At 67.2% G+C, this 18,324-nt stretch carries 20 protein-coding genes; 12 read left to right on the top strand and 8 right to left on the bottom strand.

The window, feature by feature from the left end:
* Positions 1-159 precede the first annotated feature (159 nt).
* The 4 genes from CRT23_RS16875 (at position 160) to CRT23_RS16860 (ending at position 5,751) form a co-directional block, all read left to right on the top strand.
* Positions 160-1,554: a flagellar hook-basal body complex protein gene (locus tag CRT23_RS16875; protein ID WP_103710597.1), complete on the top strand. Its 1,395-nt coding sequence runs from the start codon at positions 160-162 to the stop codon at positions 1,552-1,554.
* 46 nt (positions 1,555-1,600) lie between these two features.
* Positions 1,601-3,481 (top strand): flagellar hook-associated protein FlgK, encoded by a 1,881-nt coding sequence (gene flgK, locus CRT23_RS16870; RefSeq protein WP_103710596.1) that lies wholly within the window; start codon positions 1,601-1,603, stop codon positions 3,479-3,481.
* 56 nt (positions 3,482-3,537) lie between these two features.
* Positions 3,538-5,352 carry a hypothetical protein gene (locus tag CRT23_RS16865; protein ID WP_103710595.1) on the top strand — a complete coding sequence of 605 codons (1,815 nt, stop codon included), beginning with the start codon at positions 3,538-3,540 and terminating at the stop codon, positions 5,350-5,352.
* 75 nt (positions 5,353-5,427) lie between these two features.
* Positions 5,428-5,751, top strand: a complete 324-nt coding sequence (locus tag CRT23_RS16860) for a porin (protein ID WP_146056410.1) — start codon at positions 5,428-5,430, stop codon at positions 5,749-5,751.
* 55 nt (positions 5,752-5,806) lie between these two features.
* Here the strand turns inward: CRT23_RS16860 and CRT23_RS16855 are convergent, their stop codons facing one another.
* Genes CRT23_RS16855 through CRT23_RS16845 form a run of 3 tightly spaced genes read right to left on the bottom strand, consistent with a single transcriptional unit; the run spans position 5,807 to position 7,775 of the window.
* Positions 5,807-6,295, bottom strand: a complete 489-nt coding sequence (locus tag CRT23_RS16855) for a hypothetical protein (protein WP_103710626.1) — start codon at positions 6,293-6,295, stop codon at positions 5,807-5,809.
* Positions 6,279-6,656 (bottom strand): rod-binding protein, encoded by a 378-nt coding sequence (locus CRT23_RS16850; RefSeq protein ID WP_055951355.1) that lies wholly within the window; start codon positions 6,654-6,656, stop codon positions 6,279-6,281. The genes CRT23_RS16855 and CRT23_RS16850 overlap by 17 nt, the downstream gene beginning before the upstream one ends.
* A 45-nt stretch (positions 6,657-6,701) precedes the next feature.
* The gene (locus tag CRT23_RS16845; RefSeq protein WP_245436312.1) at positions 6,702-7,775 is read right to left on the bottom strand and encodes a flagellar basal body P-ring protein FlgI; all 1,074 of its coding nucleotides are present in this window, start codon (positions 7,773-7,775) and stop codon (positions 6,702-6,704) included.
* 306 nt (positions 7,776-8,081) lie between these two features.
* Here CRT23_RS16845 and CRT23_RS16840 point away from each other — a divergent pair, with 306 nt between their 5' ends.
* On the top strand, positions 8,082-8,507 hold the full coding sequence (locus CRT23_RS16840) for a flagellar assembly protein FliX (RefSeq protein WP_103710592.1): 426 nt from the start codon (positions 8,082-8,084) through the stop codon (positions 8,505-8,507).
* A gap of 22 nt (positions 8,508-8,529) precedes the next feature.
* Here CRT23_RS16840 and CRT23_RS16835 read toward each other — a convergent pair whose 3' ends face one another.
* The gene (locus CRT23_RS16835) at positions 8,530-9,072 is read right to left on the bottom strand and encodes a ferritin-like domain-containing protein (RefSeq protein ID WP_055951347.1); all 543 of its coding nucleotides are present in this window, start codon (positions 9,070-9,072) and stop codon (positions 8,530-8,532) included.
* Positions 9,073-9,655: 583 nt separating this feature from the next.
* On the opposite strand from CRT23_RS16835, the gene dksA reads away from it, so the two are divergent.
* Positions 9,656-10,075 (top strand): RNA polymerase-binding protein DksA, encoded by a 420-nt coding sequence (gene dksA, locus CRT23_RS16830; protein WP_055951344.1) that lies wholly within the window; start codon positions 9,656-9,658, stop codon positions 10,073-10,075.
* Positions 10,076-10,146: 71 nt separating this feature from the next.
* Here the strand turns inward: dksA and flgH are convergent, their stop codons facing one another.
* From flgH to flgF, 4 genes are read right to left on the bottom strand one after another with little or no spacing between them, the layout of a single operon-like run.
* Positions 10,147-10,893, bottom strand: coding sequence for a flagellar basal body L-ring protein FlgH (gene flgH / locus CRT23_RS16825; RefSeq protein ID WP_103710591.1), 747 nt, complete (start codon positions 10,891-10,893; stop codon positions 10,147-10,149).
* A gap of 47 nt (positions 10,894-10,940) precedes the next feature.
* Positions 10,941-12,032 (bottom strand): flagellar basal body P-ring formation chaperone FlgA, encoded by a 1,092-nt coding sequence (gene flgA, locus CRT23_RS16820; RefSeq protein ID WP_103710590.1) that lies wholly within the window; start codon positions 12,030-12,032, stop codon positions 10,941-10,943.
* 14 nt (positions 12,033-12,046) lie between these two features.
* Positions 12,047-12,838 (bottom strand): flagellar basal-body rod protein FlgG, encoded by a 792-nt coding sequence (gene flgG / locus CRT23_RS16815; RefSeq protein ID WP_055951334.1) that lies wholly within the window; start codon positions 12,836-12,838, stop codon positions 12,047-12,049.
* 12 nt (positions 12,839-12,850) lie between these two features.
* A complete protein-coding gene (gene flgF, locus CRT23_RS16810) occupies positions 12,851-13,591 on the bottom strand; it encodes a flagellar basal-body rod protein FlgF (RefSeq protein ID WP_055951331.1) in 741 nt (246 codons plus the stop codon).
* A gap of 285 nt (positions 13,592-13,876) precedes the next feature.
* Between flgF and fliL the strand changes: the two genes are divergently transcribed.
* From fliL to CRT23_RS16780, 6 genes are all read left to right on the top strand, one after another.
* Complete coding sequence (gene fliL / locus CRT23_RS16805; RefSeq protein ID WP_103710589.1) at positions 13,877-14,380, top strand: flagellar basal body-associated protein FliL; 504 nt, start codon at positions 13,877-13,879, stop codon at positions 14,378-14,380.
* Between the two features lie 52 nt (positions 14,381-14,432).
* Positions 14,433-15,650: a flagellar motor switch protein FliM gene (gene fliM, locus CRT23_RS16800; RefSeq protein WP_103710588.1), complete on the top strand. Its 1,218-nt coding sequence runs from the start codon at positions 14,433-14,435 to the stop codon at positions 15,648-15,650.
* Positions 15,651-15,661: 11 nt separating this feature from the next.
* Positions 15,662-16,186: a DUF6468 domain-containing protein gene (locus CRT23_RS16795; protein WP_103710587.1), complete on the top strand. Its 525-nt coding sequence runs from the start codon at positions 15,662-15,664 to the stop codon at positions 16,184-16,186.
* Positions 16,183-16,998, top strand: a complete 816-nt coding sequence (locus CRT23_RS16790; protein WP_103710586.1) for a hypothetical protein — start codon at positions 16,183-16,185, stop codon at positions 16,996-16,998. The genes CRT23_RS16795 and CRT23_RS16790 overlap by 4 nt, the downstream gene beginning before the upstream one ends.
* Before the next feature lie 141 nt (positions 16,999-17,139).
* A complete protein-coding gene (locus tag CRT23_RS16785; RefSeq protein WP_245436310.1) occupies positions 17,140-17,793 on the top strand; it encodes an invasion associated locus B family protein in 654 nt (217 codons plus the stop codon).
* Positions 17,794-17,831: 38 nt separating this feature from the next.
* Entirely contained in the window at positions 17,832-18,245 is a 414-nt protein-coding gene (locus CRT23_RS16780) for a hypothetical protein (RefSeq protein ID WP_103710584.1), read from the top strand.
* The last annotated feature ends 79 nt before the right edge of the window (positions 18,246-18,324 follow it).

The following is an 18,324-nucleotide window of genomic DNA, read 5'->3' as shown; positions in this document are numbered from 1 at the left end:
GCTGCCGATCGGATGGGGCAGAGTACGATTTCTGCCGGGTGCCGATCACGGATATCTCCGATTAATCAACGACTTGCTCATGGCATGCCGATTGCTCGATGAGGCTGAGGCCGTGCGGGAACGCGCCGGCACTGCCACCGTGACGCAAGGTTTTCGGCCATGGATGTCTTCACCGCGATGCAGACGGCCGTCTCTGGCCTCAAAGCGCAGGCGTTCTCGCTCGACAACATCTCGGGCAACATCGCCAATTCGCAGACGACCGGATTCAAGCGGGTCGATACGAGCTTCGTCGACCTGGTCGCCGAGCAGCAGACGCCGAGCCGGCAGGTCGCCGGATCGGTCGCGGCGAATTCCCGCCAGACGACGACGGTGCAGGGCAACCTGAACGCCACCGACATCGGCACGAACATGGCGTTGAACGGGGAGGGCTTCTTCGCCGTGGCCACCAAGTCCGGCGACGCCAACGGCCAGTCGAACTTCGCGACCGGCGATTCCTATACGCGACGCGGCGACTTCGCTCTGGACAAGGACGGGTACCTCGTCAACGGCGGGGGCGCCTATCTCAAGGGCAGCAGCCTCGACCCGCTGACCGGACAAGCGACCGGCGAAGGACCGATTAAGGTCTCGAATTCAATCATACCGGCGCACGCCACCACAACGATCACCTACTCGGCCAACTTGCCCAAGACGCCAGCGACCTCCGCGGCGGACGCCAACAAGCCGAACTCGGAACTCATCAGCGATTCCGCGTGGAGAGCGAGTTCGACGGGCGCGCAGGTCAAAATCTCCAGCCCGGCAGACATACAGAAATTCGTTGCAACCAGCATCGCAGGGCCGGCACTCACCGCCTACACGCCGAGCGGTGGACCAGTCGGCATCCAGATGCGGTGGGCGAAAGTTCAGAACGGCGCAGCGGCCAACGGGGCGACCCCGGCGACCAACGATGTCTGGAATCTGTACTATGCCGACAAGAGCACCGTGTCGGATTCCGGAACGTCCTGGGTCAATGCCGGTACGGATTTCCAGTTCAACAGCAGCGGTCAGCTGATTTCGCCAGCCTCCAATGCGGTGACCATTCCCGCTCTCACGGTCGGCGACGTGAATCTGGGCAACATTCAGCTCAATTACGGCAGCGGCGGCCTGACGGCCTACACCTCGGCAGGCGGCACCGTGACGACAAACACTCAGACTCAGGACGGCTACACCTCGGGGACACTCACCGGCCTCAGCATCACCACCGACGGCAAGGTTTCCGGCACCTACAGCAATGGCAACACCATCGCCCTGGCAAACATCAAGGTGGTGCAGTTCACCAACTCGGACGGCCTGAAGGCGAATTCGAACGGCACCTATCAGCAGACCCTCGAGTCCGGCACGGCCCTCGTCGGACTGAACGGAACCACCGTCGTCGGCAGCAATGTGGAGCAGTCGAATACCGACATTGCAGGCGAGTTTTCTAAGATGATCGTAACCCAACAGGCATATTCCGCCAACACGAAGGTTATCTCGACCGCCCAGGACATGATGTCCGCGTTGATCAATATCATCCGCTGAGGACGCCTGACACCGTACGCGATCCGACACCGAGGGGAGGGGCTACGTGAGCTTCAACGCCATCAACACCGCCTCCGCCGGGCTGAAGGCGACCCAGGCCGCGATCGGGGTCGTCTCGCAGAACATCGCGAATGTCGGCACGGTCGGGTACACGAAGCGCACGCTCGACACCGTCTCGACGGGCGTCGGCAATTCGGGGGTGGCGGTCGGCACGATCGGGCGCGCCCTCGACGCGGCCTCCCTGCGGCAACTGCGCATGGAGACGTCGGGCGCCGCCTATACCGGCTCCCTCTCGGCGGTTCGAACGCAGCTCGATCAGCTCTACGGGACCCCGGGCACGTCCACGGCCCTCGATGGGGTGATGAACGACTTCGCCCAGTCGCTGCAGGCCCTCGCCAGCGACCCGACCTCGGCACCGGCCCGTGCCACGGTGGTGACGAAGGCCTCGAATCTCGCCTCCAGCATCGGCACCATCGCGCAAGGCGTCCAGGACCTCCGCTCGGCGACCGAGAGCCAACTCGGCAGCGATACGGCGAGGGCGAGCGCGTACCTCGCCTCGATCGCCAAACTCAACTCGCAGATCACCGGCGCGACCGACGTGGGGGCCCGCGCCAGCCTGCTCGACCAGCGCGACCAGGCCGTGACCGGCCTATCCGCTTACATGGACATCCAGACCGTCGACCAGCGGGACGGCACCGTCTCGGTCATCACCACGTCGGGCATGACCCTCGTCGATCGCGGTGCCGCGGCGATCCTGAGCTTCGACGGCCGCGGCACGCTCTCGCCCGACTCGGAATACACCGATAACCCGGCGACCCGGGGGGTCGGAACGATCACCGCGACGACCCCCGGCGGATCCAAGATCGACCTGATCGCCACCCAGGCGATTCGGTCCGGCTCGCTCGCCGCCGGGATCGAGCTGCGCGACTCGATCCTACCGCAGGCGCAGCGCCAGCTCGATGAACTGGCGGCTGGGCTCTCGCGCTCCCTGTCGGATCGCAGCGCGGTGGGCACCCCGCCCACCGACGGGACGACGGGGGCATTGGATATCGACCTCGCCGGACTGAAGGCCGGAAATACGATTACGGTAAGCCTCAAGGACGCGAGCGGCGCCTCGTACAACCGGGTTCTGATCCCCTACAGCTCCGCAACTGCACCAGCCATCGATTTATCCGACTTGGCCGATCCGACCGCAAAACAGATCACCATGATTCCCCTGACGGGCACGACGACCGATCTTCGTGCCGCTCTGGAGACCGCGCTCGGCTCAGAATTCACCGTCGCCAATCAACCCAGCGCTGGCACGGGCGGCCTTCGGATTTCTGTCAAACCAGCGGCCGGGTCTCCGACTCTTCTCGGCATCAGCGCGAGCGTCACGCAGCTGAAAGACCCGAACAATTTCCAGAGCGGCACCGCACAGATCCCGCTCTTCGTTGATGGAAACAAGAAGGGCACGCTCTACACCGGCTCCTTCGACGGTGGCTCGCAGCTCACGGGTTTCGCGCAGCGGATCAGCGTGAATCAGGCTGTGGTCAGCAACACCGCCAACCTCGTAACCCTCTCGCCCAAGACCCTGGCGTCGGATGCATCGCGGCCGCAGTACTTGTACCAGGCCCTGACCGGGGCGAGCCGGACCTTCGCAGCGGCCAGTGGAATCGGCGGCGTCGCCGCGCCCTACACTGCGAGCGTCCAGGATTTCGCCCAGCGAATCATCGACGCCCAGGGGGCGGGGGCCGCCTCTGCGCAGAATCTCGACGAAGGGCAGAGCATTGCGCTGGCGACCGCCCAGTCCCGCGTCGCCTCCGTCTCCGGCGTGAGTATCGACGAGGAGATGTCGAAGCTCGTGCAGCTCCAGACCGCCTACAGCGCCAACGCGCGGGTGCTCACCGCCGCCCGCGATCTCCTCGACACCCTCCTGCGGATCTGAGGCCGGGCCCCCATGCGCCAAGCCCCACCGAAATCCCGACTGCTTCCGAGGCCCCGATGAGCATCGCTCCGTTCAATGCCAGCACCTATCTGGGCGACCGCAACACGGCCAATCTTGTCGGCCTGAAGAGCCGCCTCGATACGCTGACGAACCAGCTCTCCAGCGGCAAGGTCGGCACGACCTATGGCAGCCTCGGCACGGGGCGGACGACCAGCCTGAGCGCGCACGCGGCCCTTAGCGCCCTCGACGGCTACGATGCGGTGATCACGAACGCGACGACCCGCGTCACCCTCGCCAACGCGAGCGTGACGCAGATCAACACCCTCGGCGACGGGATGCGGCGCTCGCTGACCGCCAGCAACAGCTCGACGATCGCCAACACACCGCAGGTCGCGCGCAACAGCCTCGACGCGGCGGTCGATGCCCTGAACGTCGATCTCGCGGGACAGTACATCTTCGGTGGCCGCGCCACCGATTCGCCACCGGTTGCCTCCACCGACACGATCCTGAACGGCGACGTCTCGAAGGACCTCGCCGGTCTGAAGACCCTGATCGCGGAGCAGAAGAATGCCGACCTCGGTCTGCCGGCCGGATCCGGCCGGGTCAGCACGTCAGTGACCGGATCGCCGCCCAACACCGTGACGATCAGCGAGGACGGGACCGGGGCCGCCGGAACCGAAACGCGGGCCAATTTCGGTTTTCGGCTGCTCTCGGCGACGAGTTCCAACGTGACGGCGATCTCCGCGAGTAAAACCACGAATGCAACAGTTCCGCCGGTGACGTTCACCCTGGCGAAGCCTCCGGTCGAGGGCGATCGCCTTCGAATCGCGATCAATCAGCCGGACGGGACGCAGAACTTCGTCGATCTCACCGCGAAGGCTTCCGCGTCGGCGGGTGCGACCGACACCATGCCGGTCTTCGCCACGGCTGCGGAGGCGCAGAGCTACCTCAACACGCGCTTCGCGGCCGAGCCGATCGCGAGCATCCAGGGCCCCAGCAATCTTGGCGTGCAAGCGAATTTCGGATCCGGCACGCCGGCATCGCTGACTCTCGGCGTCACGGGAACACCCGTCGCGGGCGACACCGTGACGGTCAGCGTTGCCATGCGCGATGGCACCACCCAGACCCTGACCCTGACGGCCAGCGCCAATACCGACGCAACCTCCAGCACCGAATTCTCCCTTGCCGGCGGACCAGACGCTGTCGCGAAAAGTCTCTCGCAGGCCGTTACCAATGCCCTGAAGGGTGCGGCCTCCACCAGCCTCGCGGCGAGTTCGGCGTCCCGAGCCGCACAGGATTTCTTCGCCGGGTCGCAATCCACCGGCCTGGCGCCCCGGCGCATCAGCACCGACGGCAACGGCTACGCCGAGGCGGCCAGCACCAAGACCGTGATCTGGTACACGGGCGACGACACCGCGTCGGATCCGCGGGCCACAGCCACGGCGCAGATCGGGGCGAACCGGGTGCTGAACATCGGCGTGCAGGCGAACGAGGCTCCGATCCGGAAGGTGCTCGCCGGTCTCGCCATGATCGCGGCCGATGCGGGGACGACGGCCGTCAGCGGGACGCCGGAGGCCCGGCGCTTCAGCGCGCTCGCCGACCACGCCAACACCCTGCTCGTCTCGAACAACACCACGGGGGGTGTTCCGGGCATCGCCAGCGATCTCGGCCTCGCCGCCAGTACCCTCTCCGACACCAAGACGGAAAACCGGACCAACCGCAACGCCCTGCAGGGCTCGCTCGACGGCGTTGAGAACATCTCGGCGGAGGACGTGACCGCACAGCTGCTGCAGCTGCAGACGCAGCTCCAGGCGAGCTACCAGGTCACCTCGATGCTCTCGAAGCTGAACTTGGTGAACTATCTAAGCTGAGGTGGAAATCGGCGAGTTGGTCCGGCGACCGGGATGGCTTAACTTCAGGGCCGGAGCGAATGTGGGAGCCCGGTCATGACCCCCAGGATGCAGACCGTGCTGGCCATGGCGGTGCTGATTTTGCCCGGCCTCCGGGCGGGAGCCGGCGCGGCGGAGCGCCTGCGGCCGCAGGTTCAGGGGGAAAAACTTCTGCCCTGCCCGAAGCAGGGTGCCGGCTTCGTGCGCGTGCCCGGCTCACCAACCTGCATCCGCCTCAGCGGCCGCGCCGTCGGGGGCATCGATGTCGGCAGCAACGGCGCCGCGCCGGTCACGGCGGGGCAGCTCTCGATCGACACACGCAGCGAATCCGAGTTCGGGCCGGTGCGTGCCTTCGTCCGCATGGGTCATGGACGTCCCTGACGCGCCGCGCGGCGAGGGTTCCCGTCGCGCGATAAGGCTTTCGCGGACCCGGTGTTCAGAGGCTGCGCGAAAGAACCAGCGGCTGGCTTCGGGCGACCCCGCTGCGGCCGTAGGGGGAGGGGCCCTGGGACGGGCGGCCATAGACCGTCGGCGTACGGCTTCGCCCGATCTCGTCCGCCAGGGTCTTCACGAGGCTTTCCGACACGGATCGGGCCGTCGCCAGCACGGCCTGATTGGTTTCGAGGGCCTGGGTAAAGCGCGCATGGGCGGTCTTGAGGGTGGCGATCCCCTCCGGCGCGAAGCGCGCGAGGGCAATGGCGTTGGCCTTCGTGGCCTCGAGCCCCTGGAAATAGGATGCTGCCAAGGCCGACTTGCGCTCGTTCTCGGCGAGGCCTTCCCGCAGGCGGCCGACCCGGATGTGGTCGCTCTCGCGGGCGAGCACGCTTTCGAGCGCTTCGAGGCTCGCGATCACCCCCGCGACCAGGGCCGTCGCCCCGGCCCGGTCGGACACGCGGGGTGCCGGGACGTCAGCTGACCTTTGCACCGGCACCCTCCTGCATCTTCATCATCTCACGGAACACCTGGTCGGCGATGCCGACGCCGCCGCTCTTCACGATCTGGCCGGCATATTCCTTGGTCAGCATCGACCGGTAGACCCCGCCGCCGGTACCGTTCTCGCCGAGGGGCCCGTCGGTGCCCTCGGATTGCGACAGGCGGTCGAGGGACTGCTCCAGGAACATCGATTCGAAGTCGGTCGAGGCCTTCTTGGCCTTGGCTTCGGCTGCCGTCTTCGCGGCGCTCCCGGCGCTCGAACCGACCGCGCTCTGCACGGTCTTGGCGATGTCGCCGACGATGGCCTTGCCGACCCCGAGGGCGGCGCTGGCGGCGAGGGGCGCGAACAGCATGGGATCAGGTCTCCGGCTGGAGGTGGAAGAGGGCAGTGAGAGGCATCACATCACCTCGATATCGGCCTGGAGGGCGCCCGCGGCCTTGATCGCCTGCAGGATCGAGATGAGGTCGCGAGGGCCGATACCGAGGGCGTTGAGGCCGTCGACGAGTTCGCGCAGCGTCACGCCCTCCTTGACCAGGGCGAGCTTGTTGCCGTCTCCGGTATCGACCTTGACGCCGGTGCGCGGAACGACCGTGGTGGTGCCATTGGAGAGGGGGGCCGGCTGGCTCACCTGCGGCTGCTCGGTGATGGTCACGGTCAGGTTGCCCTGCGCGATCGCCACCGTGGAGACCCGTACGTCGCGGCCCATCACGATGATGCCCGAACGCTCGTCGACGACGACCCGCGCGGTCTGGTCGGGCTCGACCTTCAGCTGCTCGATCTCGGTGACGAGCCGGATCATGTTGCCGGTGTAGCGGGCGGGGATCTGCAGGGTCACCGTGGCCGGGTCGGTCGGCTCGGCGGTATCGGCACCCATGAAGTCGTTGATCGCGGCGGCGATGCGCTTCGAGGTGGTGAAGTCGGGATTGCGCAGGGACAGGCGCAGCGAGCGCATGTCGTTCATCTTGAACGCCATCTCGCGCTCGATCATCGCGCCGTTCGGCACGCGCCCGTTCGTGGGAACGCCGCGGGTGATCTTGGCGGCGTCGCCCTCGGCCGAGAAGCCCGCGATCGCCACCGACCCCTGCGCCAGGGCGTAGACCTCGCCGTCGGCACCCAGCAGCGGCGTGACCAGGAGCGTACCGCCCTGGAGGGACTTGGCGTCGCCCAGGGAGGAGACGGTGATGTCGATGCGATTCCCCTGGGTGGCGAAGGGCGGCAGGCTCGCGGTGACCATCACGGCCGCGAGATTCTGCGTGCGCATGGTAGCCCCACGGGTGTTGACGCCGAGACGTTCCAGCATCGCCTGGAGGGACTGCTTCGTGAACGGGATGTTGTTCAGCGTGTCGCCGGTGCCGTTGAGCCCGACCACGATGCCGTAGCCAACGAGCTGGTTCTGGCGCACGCCCTCGACGCTGGCGAGGTCCTTGACCCGCGACAGGGCGAGGGCGGGGACCGTTTGGCCGACCAGCATTGCCCACCCTGCCAGGATGCAGAGGGCGAGGTGCCGGATTCGGGTGGGGCCGTTCGGAGTGTCGGTCATGGCACACTTTGCGACGGGAAGGTCCTGTCCAGTCTGCCAGGACCATGCCAACCAAACGTTTTCACTAATGCCTTGTTTTTGAACGATTTCTTCGAAGATATCCGCAGCTTCCGATCGGATTTCCCGGACGCTTCATGCCGACCCGGCACGTTCTGCCGGGTCATTTACGACCGGTTAACCAAGGCTGCCGGATTCTGTCGCTGCCGGGCGGACCACCGCCCCGATCGGTCTCACCTCATGCGCGTCGATACCCGCTTCGTCACTGCCAGCACCGGCCCGAGCGCGGCACCGCGCCGGAGCGAGAGCGCGCCCGCCTTCTCCGTGGCCGGGCCCGCGACGAGCACCGGTGGGCCGGGCACCACCGCGGCGACATCGCTCGCCGGCCTCGACGCAATCCTCACGCTGCAGAGCAACACCGACACACCCGAGGAGCGCCGGCGCCGGTCGGCCCAACGCGGCAACGACCTGCTCGATGGGCTGGATCGGCTGAAGGCCTCCCTGATCATGGGCCGCGTCTCAACGCGTGACCTGCAGGCCATCGCGGCTCGGCTATCGGAGCGCAGCGGCACCAGCAGCGACCCCCGTCTCGACGGATTGATCGCCGAGATAGAGCTGCGGGCCGCGGTGGAACTCGCCAAGCTGTCCGCCGCCCGCGCCGCTTGAGGCGCGGGGGCGGGGGCCGATGTCAGGCCTTCGTCTTCTTGGTCCGCGGCGCCTGGTCCGATTCGGCAGCGCCCTCGCTGCCCTCGGTATTGATCTGCTCGGCGATCTGACTCAGCAGGGCGTCGGTCTTCTTCTCCTCCTCAAGGGTCTGTTCGAGAAGCTTGGCAGCGTCCTCGTAGCCGAGCTGCCGTGCCCAGGTCTTCAGGGTGCCGTAGCGGGCGATCTCGTAATGCTCGACGGCCTGGGCACACGCGGCCAGCACCGCATCGGCCGCCGGGCTATCGCCGAAATCCTCGAGATCCTCCTCCATCTCGGACGTGATGCCCTGCATCGCCTCGCAGGTCTTGGCGCGGGCCGGCTTGCCGATGATCTCGAAAACCTGCTGGAGGCGCTCCACCTGTTCGGCACTTTCCTCCGCGTGGGTCTCGAACGCGCTGCGAAGCTCCGCGTGCTCAGCCGCCTTCGCCGACTTCTTCAGGGCTCGCACGGATTGCTTCTCGGCGTAGTAGACGTCCTTGAGAGTCTCGTAGAACGCGTCGTGCAGGGTCTTGGCCTTGGCTGCCATGGGGCGATCTCCGAACTTCCGATTGTGGAAAGAGGCGCGATCACCAGCGGAGTCAGGGCCGAAAAACCCGAAGCGTCCCGCCAGCATCGCACCGGGAGAACCGCATGCATCGAAACCAGTTCCCCTCAAATTGTCCTTTAATCTCTCTCCTTATTCGCAATCTCTGAGGCTAAAAATAGCGTCATCAGACGGAAAGTTATCGATTCTTAAAGATATCGCCTTGCGCTTCAGAACAATAGGAGTCTGCAAAGCCTTTGCGCGGACGCCCTACGACCCCTGCAGGACAGAATTTTCCATGTTCTCCCGCTGACCACTCCAACTTGCTCCTGGTTGACGATCCTTTCCTGACCCTTCGCGACACCGACCTGCATTTTAACGCAGGACAGCTTCTGGGTGACAAAGCCAGACTTCTGTTGCAGCGCACATCCCCTGGTGGCGCCGTTGCAGCCGTTGCGTGTTTGCCGCAGCGCGCAAAACATCCGAGAGGATTGCGGTGCGTGGGATCACGATGCGTTGTCGTGGCCTGCACCCTGCATTATAGCCACGCAAAATGATCGCCGCGGACCGGCTGCAAGAGGCGCGAATGGCGAAGGTCACGATTGAGGACGGGTACGTACCGAGTGAGAGCGAGCCGTTCATGAATGATCGGCAACGGGAATATTTCCGTCGCAAACTCCTCGGCTGGAAGTCCGATATTCTGCGTGAGGCCCAGGATACGCTGGTCGCACTCCAGACCGAGAACGAAAATCACCCCGACTTGGCGGATCGTGCCTCCTCCGAGACGGACCGGGCCATCGAGCTGCGGGCGCGAGATCGGCAGCGCAAGCTCACCGGCAAGATCGACGCCGCCCTGGCGCGGCTTGAGGACGGCTCCTACGGCTATTGCGAGGAGACCGGCGAGCCAATCTCGCTGAAGCGCCTGGATGCCCGCCCCATCGCGACGCTGTCGCTCGAAGCGCAGGAACGCCACGAGCGCCGCGAGCGCGTCTACCGGGACGACTGAGAGGCCCGGTCCCGGGTGGATCGCTATTCAACGACCTGCGCGCCCGGAAGGACGAATGGCCCCGACGCGCCTCAGAAGGGCAGCAGCACGTCGACCAGCTGCTGGCCGTAGCGCGGCTGCTGCACATCGGTGATCTGGCCGCGTCCGCCATAGGCGATCCGGGCCTGGGCGATCTTGCTCGAATCGATGGTGTTGTCCGATTCGATGTCTTCGGGCCGGACCACGCCCGCGACGATGAGTTCACGGACCTCGAAGTTGATGCGGATCTCCTGCTTGCCCTCCACCACGAGGTTTCCGTTGGGCAGGACCTGCGTGACGATAGCCGCGACGCTGGTGGTGACGGTCTCGTTGCGCTGAACCGAACCGGCACCGTCGCTCGAGGTCGTCGAAGTGGCGTTGATGAGCTTGTCGGGGCTGATCCCGGCCGCCGCCACCCCTTTGCTGGTCTCGAGGCCGAAGGCGTTGGGCAGGCCGAAACCTTCGGCGTTCGAGCGCGACCGCTTGGTCTCGTTGTTCAGGTTCGCCTTGTCGGTGACGTTGACCTTCACGGTGACGAGATCGCCGATCCGGGCGGCCCGCTGGTCCTTGAAGAACGCGCGCGAGCCCGTCCGCCACAGGGAGTTCGGAGCGTAGGAGACGGGCTGGACCTCCGGCATCGGCAGGCGCACCGGCCTGTAGCCGGCCTGGGCGGTCGGGTCCTCGATGGCCGAGAGGGCCGGCGTCGCACCGATCTGGGACAGACGGTCCGCGGTGTTGCAGGCGCCGAGGGTCGTGCAGAGCAGTGCGACGGCGAGGGCGGGGGAGACGCGGTGGGTCATCGGGACCGAACCTTTGGCAAACCGAGAGGGGGCGCGGACGGAGAGGCTCAGCGCTGAAGCGCGGAACCGTCGAGGGCGGCGCTGGCTTGGCGCACCAGGGGCGCGGGACCGACGGAGACGCGGCCGGGTCCGGTCACGGTGGCGGACAGGATCTTCTTCGAGACCGGGTTGGTGACCGTGATGATGGCACCGAGGCGGCCGGCCTCGTTGGCCAGTCCCCGGAGGGAGAGATTGAGCCCGGGAGAGTCGAACAGGATGGTCACGGCCTCGCCCCGGGCCACGAGGTCGGGCGGCGCAAAGTCGCCCGAGCGCAGGATCGCACCGGCGCTGAGGCTGCGCTGCGCCACCTGTCCGGCGAGATCCCCGAGAGATCCCTGCGCGTCCGACGGCGTTGCCTCGCGAGGACGGCGCTCGAGGGTGAGATCGGCCGCGTTGATCGTCTCGCCGCGATTGAGGCTGCGTCCCAGGACGGCAACCTCCCGGATCTCCATGACCTGCCCCGACACCCGGAGGGAGGCCTGACGCTCACCCAGGGTGATCAGGCCGGCGATCCGGCGCGAGCGCGGATCGTAGCTGAGGTCGAGGGCGACGGCCTGTCCGTTCAGGTCCAGGGGCGCCAGAAGGGTCGGGGCCTCACCGTCGAGGCGGATAGCGAGATTGCGCGGGTCGACGCCGTAGCCGGATTCCAGGGCACGCTTCAGGGCGGCCTCGATCTCCGGCTGGGTCACCCGGCGGGCGGCGCGCTGGACCGAGACCTGGACCCGGCCGCCGGTCTCCACTGGGCCGAGGCCGAGGCCGAGACCGGCCACCGCGTCGGCAATGCGGCGTGCCTGGATCGTGCCGGTGGCGCCGAGAGCCGGCGCCCGGAACAGAGGACGCTGCGCCGTCTCCGGCGCGGCCCCCTCGATGAGGTCGCCGAGAGTGAGCACGTCGCCGCGCGCGGTGACGTCGCCGCGCAGGCGCAGGGTCGCGCCGGCGGGGCGGGCCTCCTGGGCGGGGACGCGGGCCTCCTGGGCCAGGACCTGAAAGGTGAGGACGGAGAAGGCCAGGACGGCCAGGAGGGTGCGTCCGACGATGGCGACGCTCAAGGTCGAGACCCGGGTCGAACGGCGCGGGGCGATCTGTCTGAGGGCATGCATGGTCAGGACCTCGATCAGCTGCGGAACATCTGGGAGGTGGTCGAGAGCATCTGGTCGGCGGCGGTCACCACCTTCGAGTTCATCTCGTAGGCACGCTGCGCCGCGATCAGCGACGAGATCTCGGTGACGGCGTTGACGTTCGCCTCCTCGAGATAGCTCTGCTGCAGGTTGCCGAACCCTTCCGAACCCGGCAGGCCGTTGATCGCCGGGCCGGACCCGGCGGTCTCGATGAACAGGTTGTCGCCGATCGATTCGAGGCCGACCTTGTTGACGAAGCGGGCGAGCTGGAACTGGCCCAGGGCCTGCGGCGCGGTCTGTCCCGGGACAGTCGCTTGGACCGCTCCCTGGGCGCTGATCGTCACCGACGTCGCGTTGTTCGGTACCGTCACGCCGGGATCGACGAGGTAGCCGTCGCGGGTGACGAGCTGCCCCTGAGCGGAGAGGTCGAACGAGCCGTCGCGGGTGTAGGCCGTGCGCCCGTCCGGCAGCGTCACCCGGAACAGGCCCTCGCCACGGATGGCGACGTCGTATTCCTTCTCGGTACTCGTCAGCGTCCCCTGCGACATCACCCGGGCAGTCGACGTCGTCTTCACACCCGAGCCGATGGCGAGGCCCGCGGGCAGCTGGGTGTTCTGGTCCGAGGTCGAGGAGCCCGCCCGGCGCAGGTTCTGGTAGAGCAGATCCTGGAAATGCGGCTGCTGGCGCTTGTAGCCGGTGGTGCGCAGGTTCGCGATGTTGTTCGAGATGACCTGGACGTTGAGTTCCTGGGCCGCCATGCCGGTGGCGGCAGCGTAGAGGGCGCGCATCTGCGGAGATCCTTACGCGACGTCGGCGAGACGGCGGATCGCCGTGCCGCGCAGATCGTCGAGGCGCGAGATCACGCCCGAGACCATGGTGTAGGTGCGGTTCACGTCCATGAGCCGCGTCATCTCGATCACGGGCTTCACGTTGGAGCGCTCCAGGGCGCCGGCCTCCACCCGGCCGGCAAGGCCGGCCGCCTGGGGCTGCGCGGCGGAGGCGTAGAGATTCGCCCCCTCGTTGGTCAGGGCCTGGGGATTGGCGAAGGTGACGAGGCGGACGCGACCGCGGATGCCGAGGTTGGTCGAGACCGTACCGTCCGGGCCGATCGATACGCCGGTCTCCTGCTGGCCGATCTGGATCGGACCCGCTTCGCCCTGCACCGGGTAACCGTCGCTGGTCACCAGGGTGCCCTGCGCATCGGTCTCGAAGGCGCCGTTGCGGGTGTAGCGGTCGCCGTTCGGGGTGCGCACCACCAGGAAGGCCTCGCCGCGCACCGCGACGTGAAGGGGATTGCCGGTCTGCTCGATCGGCCCCTGGGCAAGGTCCAGGGCAGTGCCCTGGTCGATCACGTAGGAGACGCGGCGGTCCGGCTTCTGAAACGAATCCGCGCTCGCCACCGGCATCAGGTATTCCTGGAAGCGGCTGTTGCGCCCCTTGAAGCCGTTGGTGGAGATGTTGGCCATGTTGTTGGCGATGACGTCCAGCTCGCGCTGAAGCGCAACCTGGCTCGAAACCCCCACGAACAATGCGTTCTGCATGACACTCTCAGCCCCGACGAGCGACGATAGACCACCATCCGCATGGGCCGTGCCAGTTCTGATGATCTCGATTTCCTTCTTTTAATCAGTGACTTGATTGAACCTAGAGGGGAAGGCAGCGATTGCCGCGTCCGGCCGCGCGGCAAGTCCGACCCGGCAGCTTTTGCCGCCTTAACGACGCGTTAACCTTGTTCGCCCGATACCTTTGCGAGGGTCGACGTCCGGGGGTGTCGATGCCGTCGAGCGCGTGCCGCTCACCCCACTGCGCAGACCCGAGGTCCACCGATGGCCAAGAAGCCGAAGAAGGCCGCCGCCGAGGGTGAGGAGGGGGCCGAGGGCGAAGCCCCGAAAGGCGGCAAGAAGAAGCTCATCATCATCGGCGCCGTGGTGTTGGCGCTGGCGGGTGGTGGCGGTTTCGTGTTCCTGAAGAAGAAGTCGGGCGACGGCCACGGCGAAGCGGTCGCCGAGGTGAAGAAGCCGGTCGTCTTCCTCGACGTCCGCGAGATGATGGTCAATCTGGCCAGCGAGCCGGGCCAGGACCGGACGCGTTTCGCCAAGATCAAGGTCGCGATCGAGCTCAAGGACGCCAAGGTCGAGGGCGAGGTGAAGCCGCTGATGCCACGCATCGAGGACACCTTCCAAGTTTACCTGCGCGAACTGCGCGCGAGCGACCTCTCCGGATCGGCCGGCATCTCCCGCCTGCGCGAGGAACTGCTGCGTCGGGTCAACGTCGCCATCCACCCGGCCCGGGCCGAGGCGGTCCTCTTCAAGGACGTGGTGATCCAATAGGCTGCTGCCCCATCCCGAAATGTTTTGAGAATTCGTAGGTGACGAGAGTCTGATGGCCGGACCGGAAGACGAGATCGACGAGGACGACTGGGCCGCCGCACTCATCGCCCAGAACGGCGAGGGGGGCGAAGCCTCGCTCGCCGACGAGTGGGGCGCGGCCCTCGCCGAGCAGGGCACCACCACCCATGCCAGCGACGTCGCCGCCGAATGGGCGACGATGATCGAGGACGGGGAGACCGACAATCTCCCCGAGCTCGCCGGCAACGACCGCATCCTGAACCAGGACGAGATCGACGGCGTCCTCGGCTTCTCTCTGCGCGAGCTCTCGGCCTCCGGGGCCGGCGGCGTCCGCGCCATCGTCGATTCGGGCGTCGTTCAGTACGAACGCCTGCCGATGCTGGAAATCGTCTTCGACCGGATGATCCGGTTGTTGTCGACCAGCTTGCGCAACTTCTTCCAGGACAACGTCGAGGTGACCCTCGACAACATCACCTCGGTGCGCTTCGGCGACTACCTGAACGCGATCCCGCTGCCGACCCTGCTCGGTGTTTTCCGGGCCGATGCCTGGGAGAATTCCGGCCTCGTCACGGTGGAATCCAATCTCGCCTACTCGACCCTCGACCTGCTTCTCGGCGGCAAGCGCGGTGGCTCCTCGACCCGCCTCGACGGCCGTCCCTTCACGACGATCGAGATGCAGCTCGTGCGGCGCCTGGTGGAAATCATCCTCACGGACCTCGAACTCTCGTTCCAGCCGCTCTCGCCGGTGCGCTTCGCCATCGACCGGATCGAGACCAACCCGCGCTTCGCCACCATCACCCGACCTGCCAACGCCGCCATCCTGATCAGCCTCAAGCTCGACATGGACGGACGCGGAGGCCTGCTACAGATCCTGTTCCCCTACGCCACGATCGAGCCGATCCGTGAACTGCTCATGCAGAGCTTCATGGGCGAGAAGCTCGGCCGCGACCACGTCTGGGAAAGTCACCTCGCCACGGAGATCTGGCAGGCCGACGCGACCATGGAGGCGGTGCTGCACGAGATGATGCTGCCCCTGAAGAAGGTGCTGTCGCTCAAGGTCGGCGATACGCTGATGTTCGACACCAAACCCTCGGACCTGATCGCGGTCCGCTGCGGAGACTGGGCCCTCACCCAGGGCCGGATCGGCCGGACCGACGACAACATCGCGGTGCAGCTCACCCGGCCCCTGCGCCGGTCGCGCACCACGCTCCAGGCCTTCGAGGCCTCCATGAACAACCGCAACGACGGGTGACGCGACCAGCCATGAGCCTCCTCGTCACCCTCCTGGCCGATGGCCTCGTCGCCGTCCTGCTGGTCGCCAGCATCGTCTCCTCGATGCGCCTCAGCGGCCGCATCACCAAGCTCAAGGCCGACGAGGCGGCCCTGCGCCAGACCATCGGCGATCTCGTGATGGCGAGCTCCACCGCCGAGCGGGCGATCGTCGGCCTGCGCGCCACCCTCGATGAATGCGACCGTACCCTGGCAGACCGCCTGGGCACCGCCGAGCGCTACGCCACCGACCTCGCAGCCCACGTGGAGGCGGGCGAGACGGTGATCGCCCGTATTGCCTCCATCGTCGCCCAGGCCGCTCCGACCCGCGAGGTCGCGCGCACGTCCGCTGCGGCTCCCCTGGCCGAGCCGCGCGACCTCGAGCGCGTGGTCCCGCCCGTCCGCGTCGCACCGGCCGCACCGTCGAGTCCCAACGGTGAGCGCCTCGGAGTCGCTGCCGCCGCTGCCCTCGCCATGTCCGAGCGCGCCCTCGGCCGCCTGCGGAGCAAGGCCGCGTGACGAAGCCGCCTCCCGGGAAGCGGTCCGGCAGCCTCGTCCGGTTCCGTCAGACGCGGCCGCTGAAACTGCGCCTGATCGATGCCGTGACCCTGGCGGCGGCCGGGCTCCTGGTGCTGAAGGTCGCGGCCATCGCGGTGGAGGAATCGAAGCCGCAGCCGGGGGCAACGATGCCGGAGTTCGCGCGCGTCCTCGCCAGGGCCCGCACCAATTACGAACCCTACGACCCGTCCACCACCGGCTCGGTGACGCCGAAGGAACCCGAAAAGCCGGGTCCGGAACCCGAGAAGCCGGTGCCGCGTCCACCGCCGCCACCGGAGCCGATGCCGGCGTCCGAGCGCGCCATCCTCGAGCGCCTCGCCGCCCGCCGCGATACCCTCAAGCAGCGCAGCGAGGCGCTCGATCTCCGCGAGCAGCTGATCGGTACCGCCGAGCGCAAGCTGGAGGAGGGCGTCGATACGCTGAAGCAGGGTGAGGACAAGGCCGAGGGGGGCAGCGCGCAGCGGACCGAAACCGAGCGGGCCGCGCTGAAGAACATCGTCACGATGTACGAGACGATGAAGCCGAAGGACGCCGCGCGGGTGTTCGATCGGCTGAACCTCGACGTCCTCGTGCCCATCGTCCTAGCGATGAATCCGCGCAAGATGGCCGAGGTGCTGGCGCTGATGCAGTCGGAGCCCGCGGAGAAGCTCACCGTGGCCCTGGCCAACCGGGCGCGCGGGCAGGGCGGTGGCCCGGCGGCCACGGTCGCGGCCGGTCTCGGTCCGAACGAACTCCCGGCGATCGACGCACCGACGCCCCCGCCCAGGCGCTGACCTCCCTAACGTTTGCGGACGGTCATCCACTGGGTTGTCCGGGCCTCCATTGCGCGTTCGTCCGCGCCCGACTAGGGGCAGGCATCCCGAGCGGATGAAATCCCCACCGCGCGGGTTCGGGGAGCCAAGCACGTGCCGTCCATCAGCCTGATCCGAATCCTCGCCGCCCTGAGCTTGGCCCTGACCGTCGCGGCCCCCGCCGCTGCGCAGGACGCCGACGCTCCGGCCGCCACCGAGGCGCCGGCCAAGCCGAAACCGCGCAAGGCAGCCCCGCCGAAGCCGGCTCCGGCAAAGCCCGCGGCGACCCCGGCCGCCACCTCCGCGCCTCCGACCGCCGCATTGAGCTGGCCAACCGGGGCAAGCTCCCTCAGCGAGGTCTATGGCGACTGGACCGTGACCTGCGCGAAGGCCGAAGCCAACGCCAAGACCGAATGCGCGATCATGCAGGCCCAGGGGGCCAAGGGTCGGCGCGAATTCGCGTTGGAGATTCGACCGCCGAACGATGGGCGCGCGCAGGGCTTCATTCTGATGCCGCTCGGCCTCGCCATCGAGCCCGGCATCTCGTTCAAGCTCGACGAGGCCGTGCTCGGCAAGGGCGCGCCCTATCTGTCCTGCAGCCAGGAGGGATGCCTCGTGCCCATCAGCCTTCCCACCCTGGCGACCGACACGATGAAGACCGCCAAGAACCTGCTGGTCTCCGCGACGAAGCCGGAGGCCAAGGAGCCCGTGACCATCACGGTGCCCCTCGAAGGGTTTGCCAACGCTCTGGCCCGCGCCATCGCGCTGACGAGCTGAGGCGGACCACGGCGGAGCCGAACCCGAGGAGCTTGCCTATGAAGAGATCGGCCCTGCTGACCCGAAGCCTGATGACCCTGATGGTAGCCGGAGCCCTGGCAGCCCCGGCGCTGGCCCAGGAGGAACGACCGCCCGAGAAGCCGCCCGGCCCCCCGCCGACGGCCGCCGAGGCCAAGGCGGAGCGCCAGAAGAACAGCGCGGCCAAGCTTTCCGGCCTGCTGGCCTTCGTGGAGACCTATTGCCGCGACCTCAAGCCGAACACCGAGCGCCTAAATGCCGTCGTCGCCGGGCTCGGTGTCGCGCCCGACGATCTTGCCCAGGGTGACCTGAACCTGCGCAGCCGGGCTTATACGGAGATCTACACCAAGGACATTTCCGCCAATTGCACCCGTGCCGCCGAGAATTTCGGCGAGACCGGCCGGACGATCCCGGGTCTGATCGTCAAACGTTAGCGGTCCGGACAAAGCGGCACTGCGTCTTAAGCGCCCGTTAGCCTCGACGGGCGAGAGTGACCGGATAGTGCGGCGTAAG

The sequence above is a fragment of the Methylobacterium sp. V23 genome, from assembly GCF_002917135.1.
In the GTDB taxonomy this organism is placed as follows: Bacteria; Pseudomonadota; Alphaproteobacteria; order Rhizobiales; family Beijerinckiaceae; genus Methylobacterium.
Note: the sequence above shows the minus strand (reverse complement) of the source record. Positions and strands in the feature narration are given on the sequence as shown.

Bases quoted from the DNA above. Each gene is read 5' to 3' on its own strand.
- fliM (WP_103710588.1), top strand. From the start codon at position 14,433: ATGGCCGGACCGGAAGACGAGATCGACGAGGACGACTGGGCCGCCGCA.
- CRT23_RS16795 (WP_103710587.1), top strand. From the start codon at position 15,662: ATGAGCCTCCTCGTCACCCTCCTGGCCGATGGCCTCGTCGCCGTCCTG.
- flgF (WP_055951331.1), bottom strand. From the start codon at position 13,591: ATGCAGAACGCATTGTTCGTGGGGGTTTCGAGCCAGGTTGCGCTTCAG.
- fliL (WP_103710589.1), top strand. From the start codon at position 13,877: ATGGCCAAGAAGCCGAAGAAGGCCGCCGCCGAGGGTGAGGAGGGGGCC.
- CRT23_RS16875 (WP_103710597.1), top strand. From the start codon at position 160: ATGGATGTCTTCACCGCGATGCAGACGGCCGTCTCTGGCCTCAAAGCG.
- CRT23_RS16850 (WP_055951355.1), bottom strand. From the start codon at position 6,656: ATGCTGTTCGCGCCCCTCGCCGCCAGCGCCGCCCTCGGGGTCGGCAAG.
- CRT23_RS16860 (WP_146056410.1), top strand. From the start codon at position 5,428: ATGACCCCCAGGATGCAGACCGTGCTGGCCATGGCGGTGCTGATTTTG.
- CRT23_RS16845 (WP_245436312.1), bottom strand. From the start codon at position 7,775: ATGCTGGTCGGCCAAACGGTCCCCGCCCTCGCCCTGTCGCGGGTCAAG.
- CRT23_RS16865 (WP_103710595.1), top strand. From the start codon at position 3,538: ATGAGCATCGCTCCGTTCAATGCCAGCACCTATCTGGGCGACCGCAAC.
- flgG (WP_055951334.1), bottom strand. From the start codon at position 12,838: ATGCGCGCCCTCTACGCTGCCGCCACCGGCATGGCGGCCCAGGAACTC.
- CRT23_RS16780 (WP_103710584.1), top strand. From the start codon at position 17,832: ATGAAGAGATCGGCCCTGCTGACCCGAAGCCTGATGACCCTGATGGTA.
- flgH (WP_103710591.1), bottom strand. From the start codon at position 10,893: ATGACCCACCGCGTCTCCCCCGCCCTCGCCGTCGCACTGCTCTGCACG.
- CRT23_RS16835 (WP_055951347.1), bottom strand. From the start codon at position 9,072: ATGGCAGCCAAGGCCAAGACCCTGCACGACGCGTTCTACGAGACTCTC.
- dksA (WP_055951344.1), top strand. From the start codon at position 9,656: ATGGCGAAGGTCACGATTGAGGACGGGTACGTACCGAGTGAGAGCGAG.
- CRT23_RS16840 (WP_103710592.1), top strand. From the start codon at position 8,082: ATGCGCGTCGATACCCGCTTCGTCACTGCCAGCACCGGCCCGAGCGCG.
- flgA (WP_103710590.1), bottom strand. From the start codon at position 12,032: ATGCATGCCCTCAGACAGATCGCCCCGCGCCGTTCGACCCGGGTCTCG.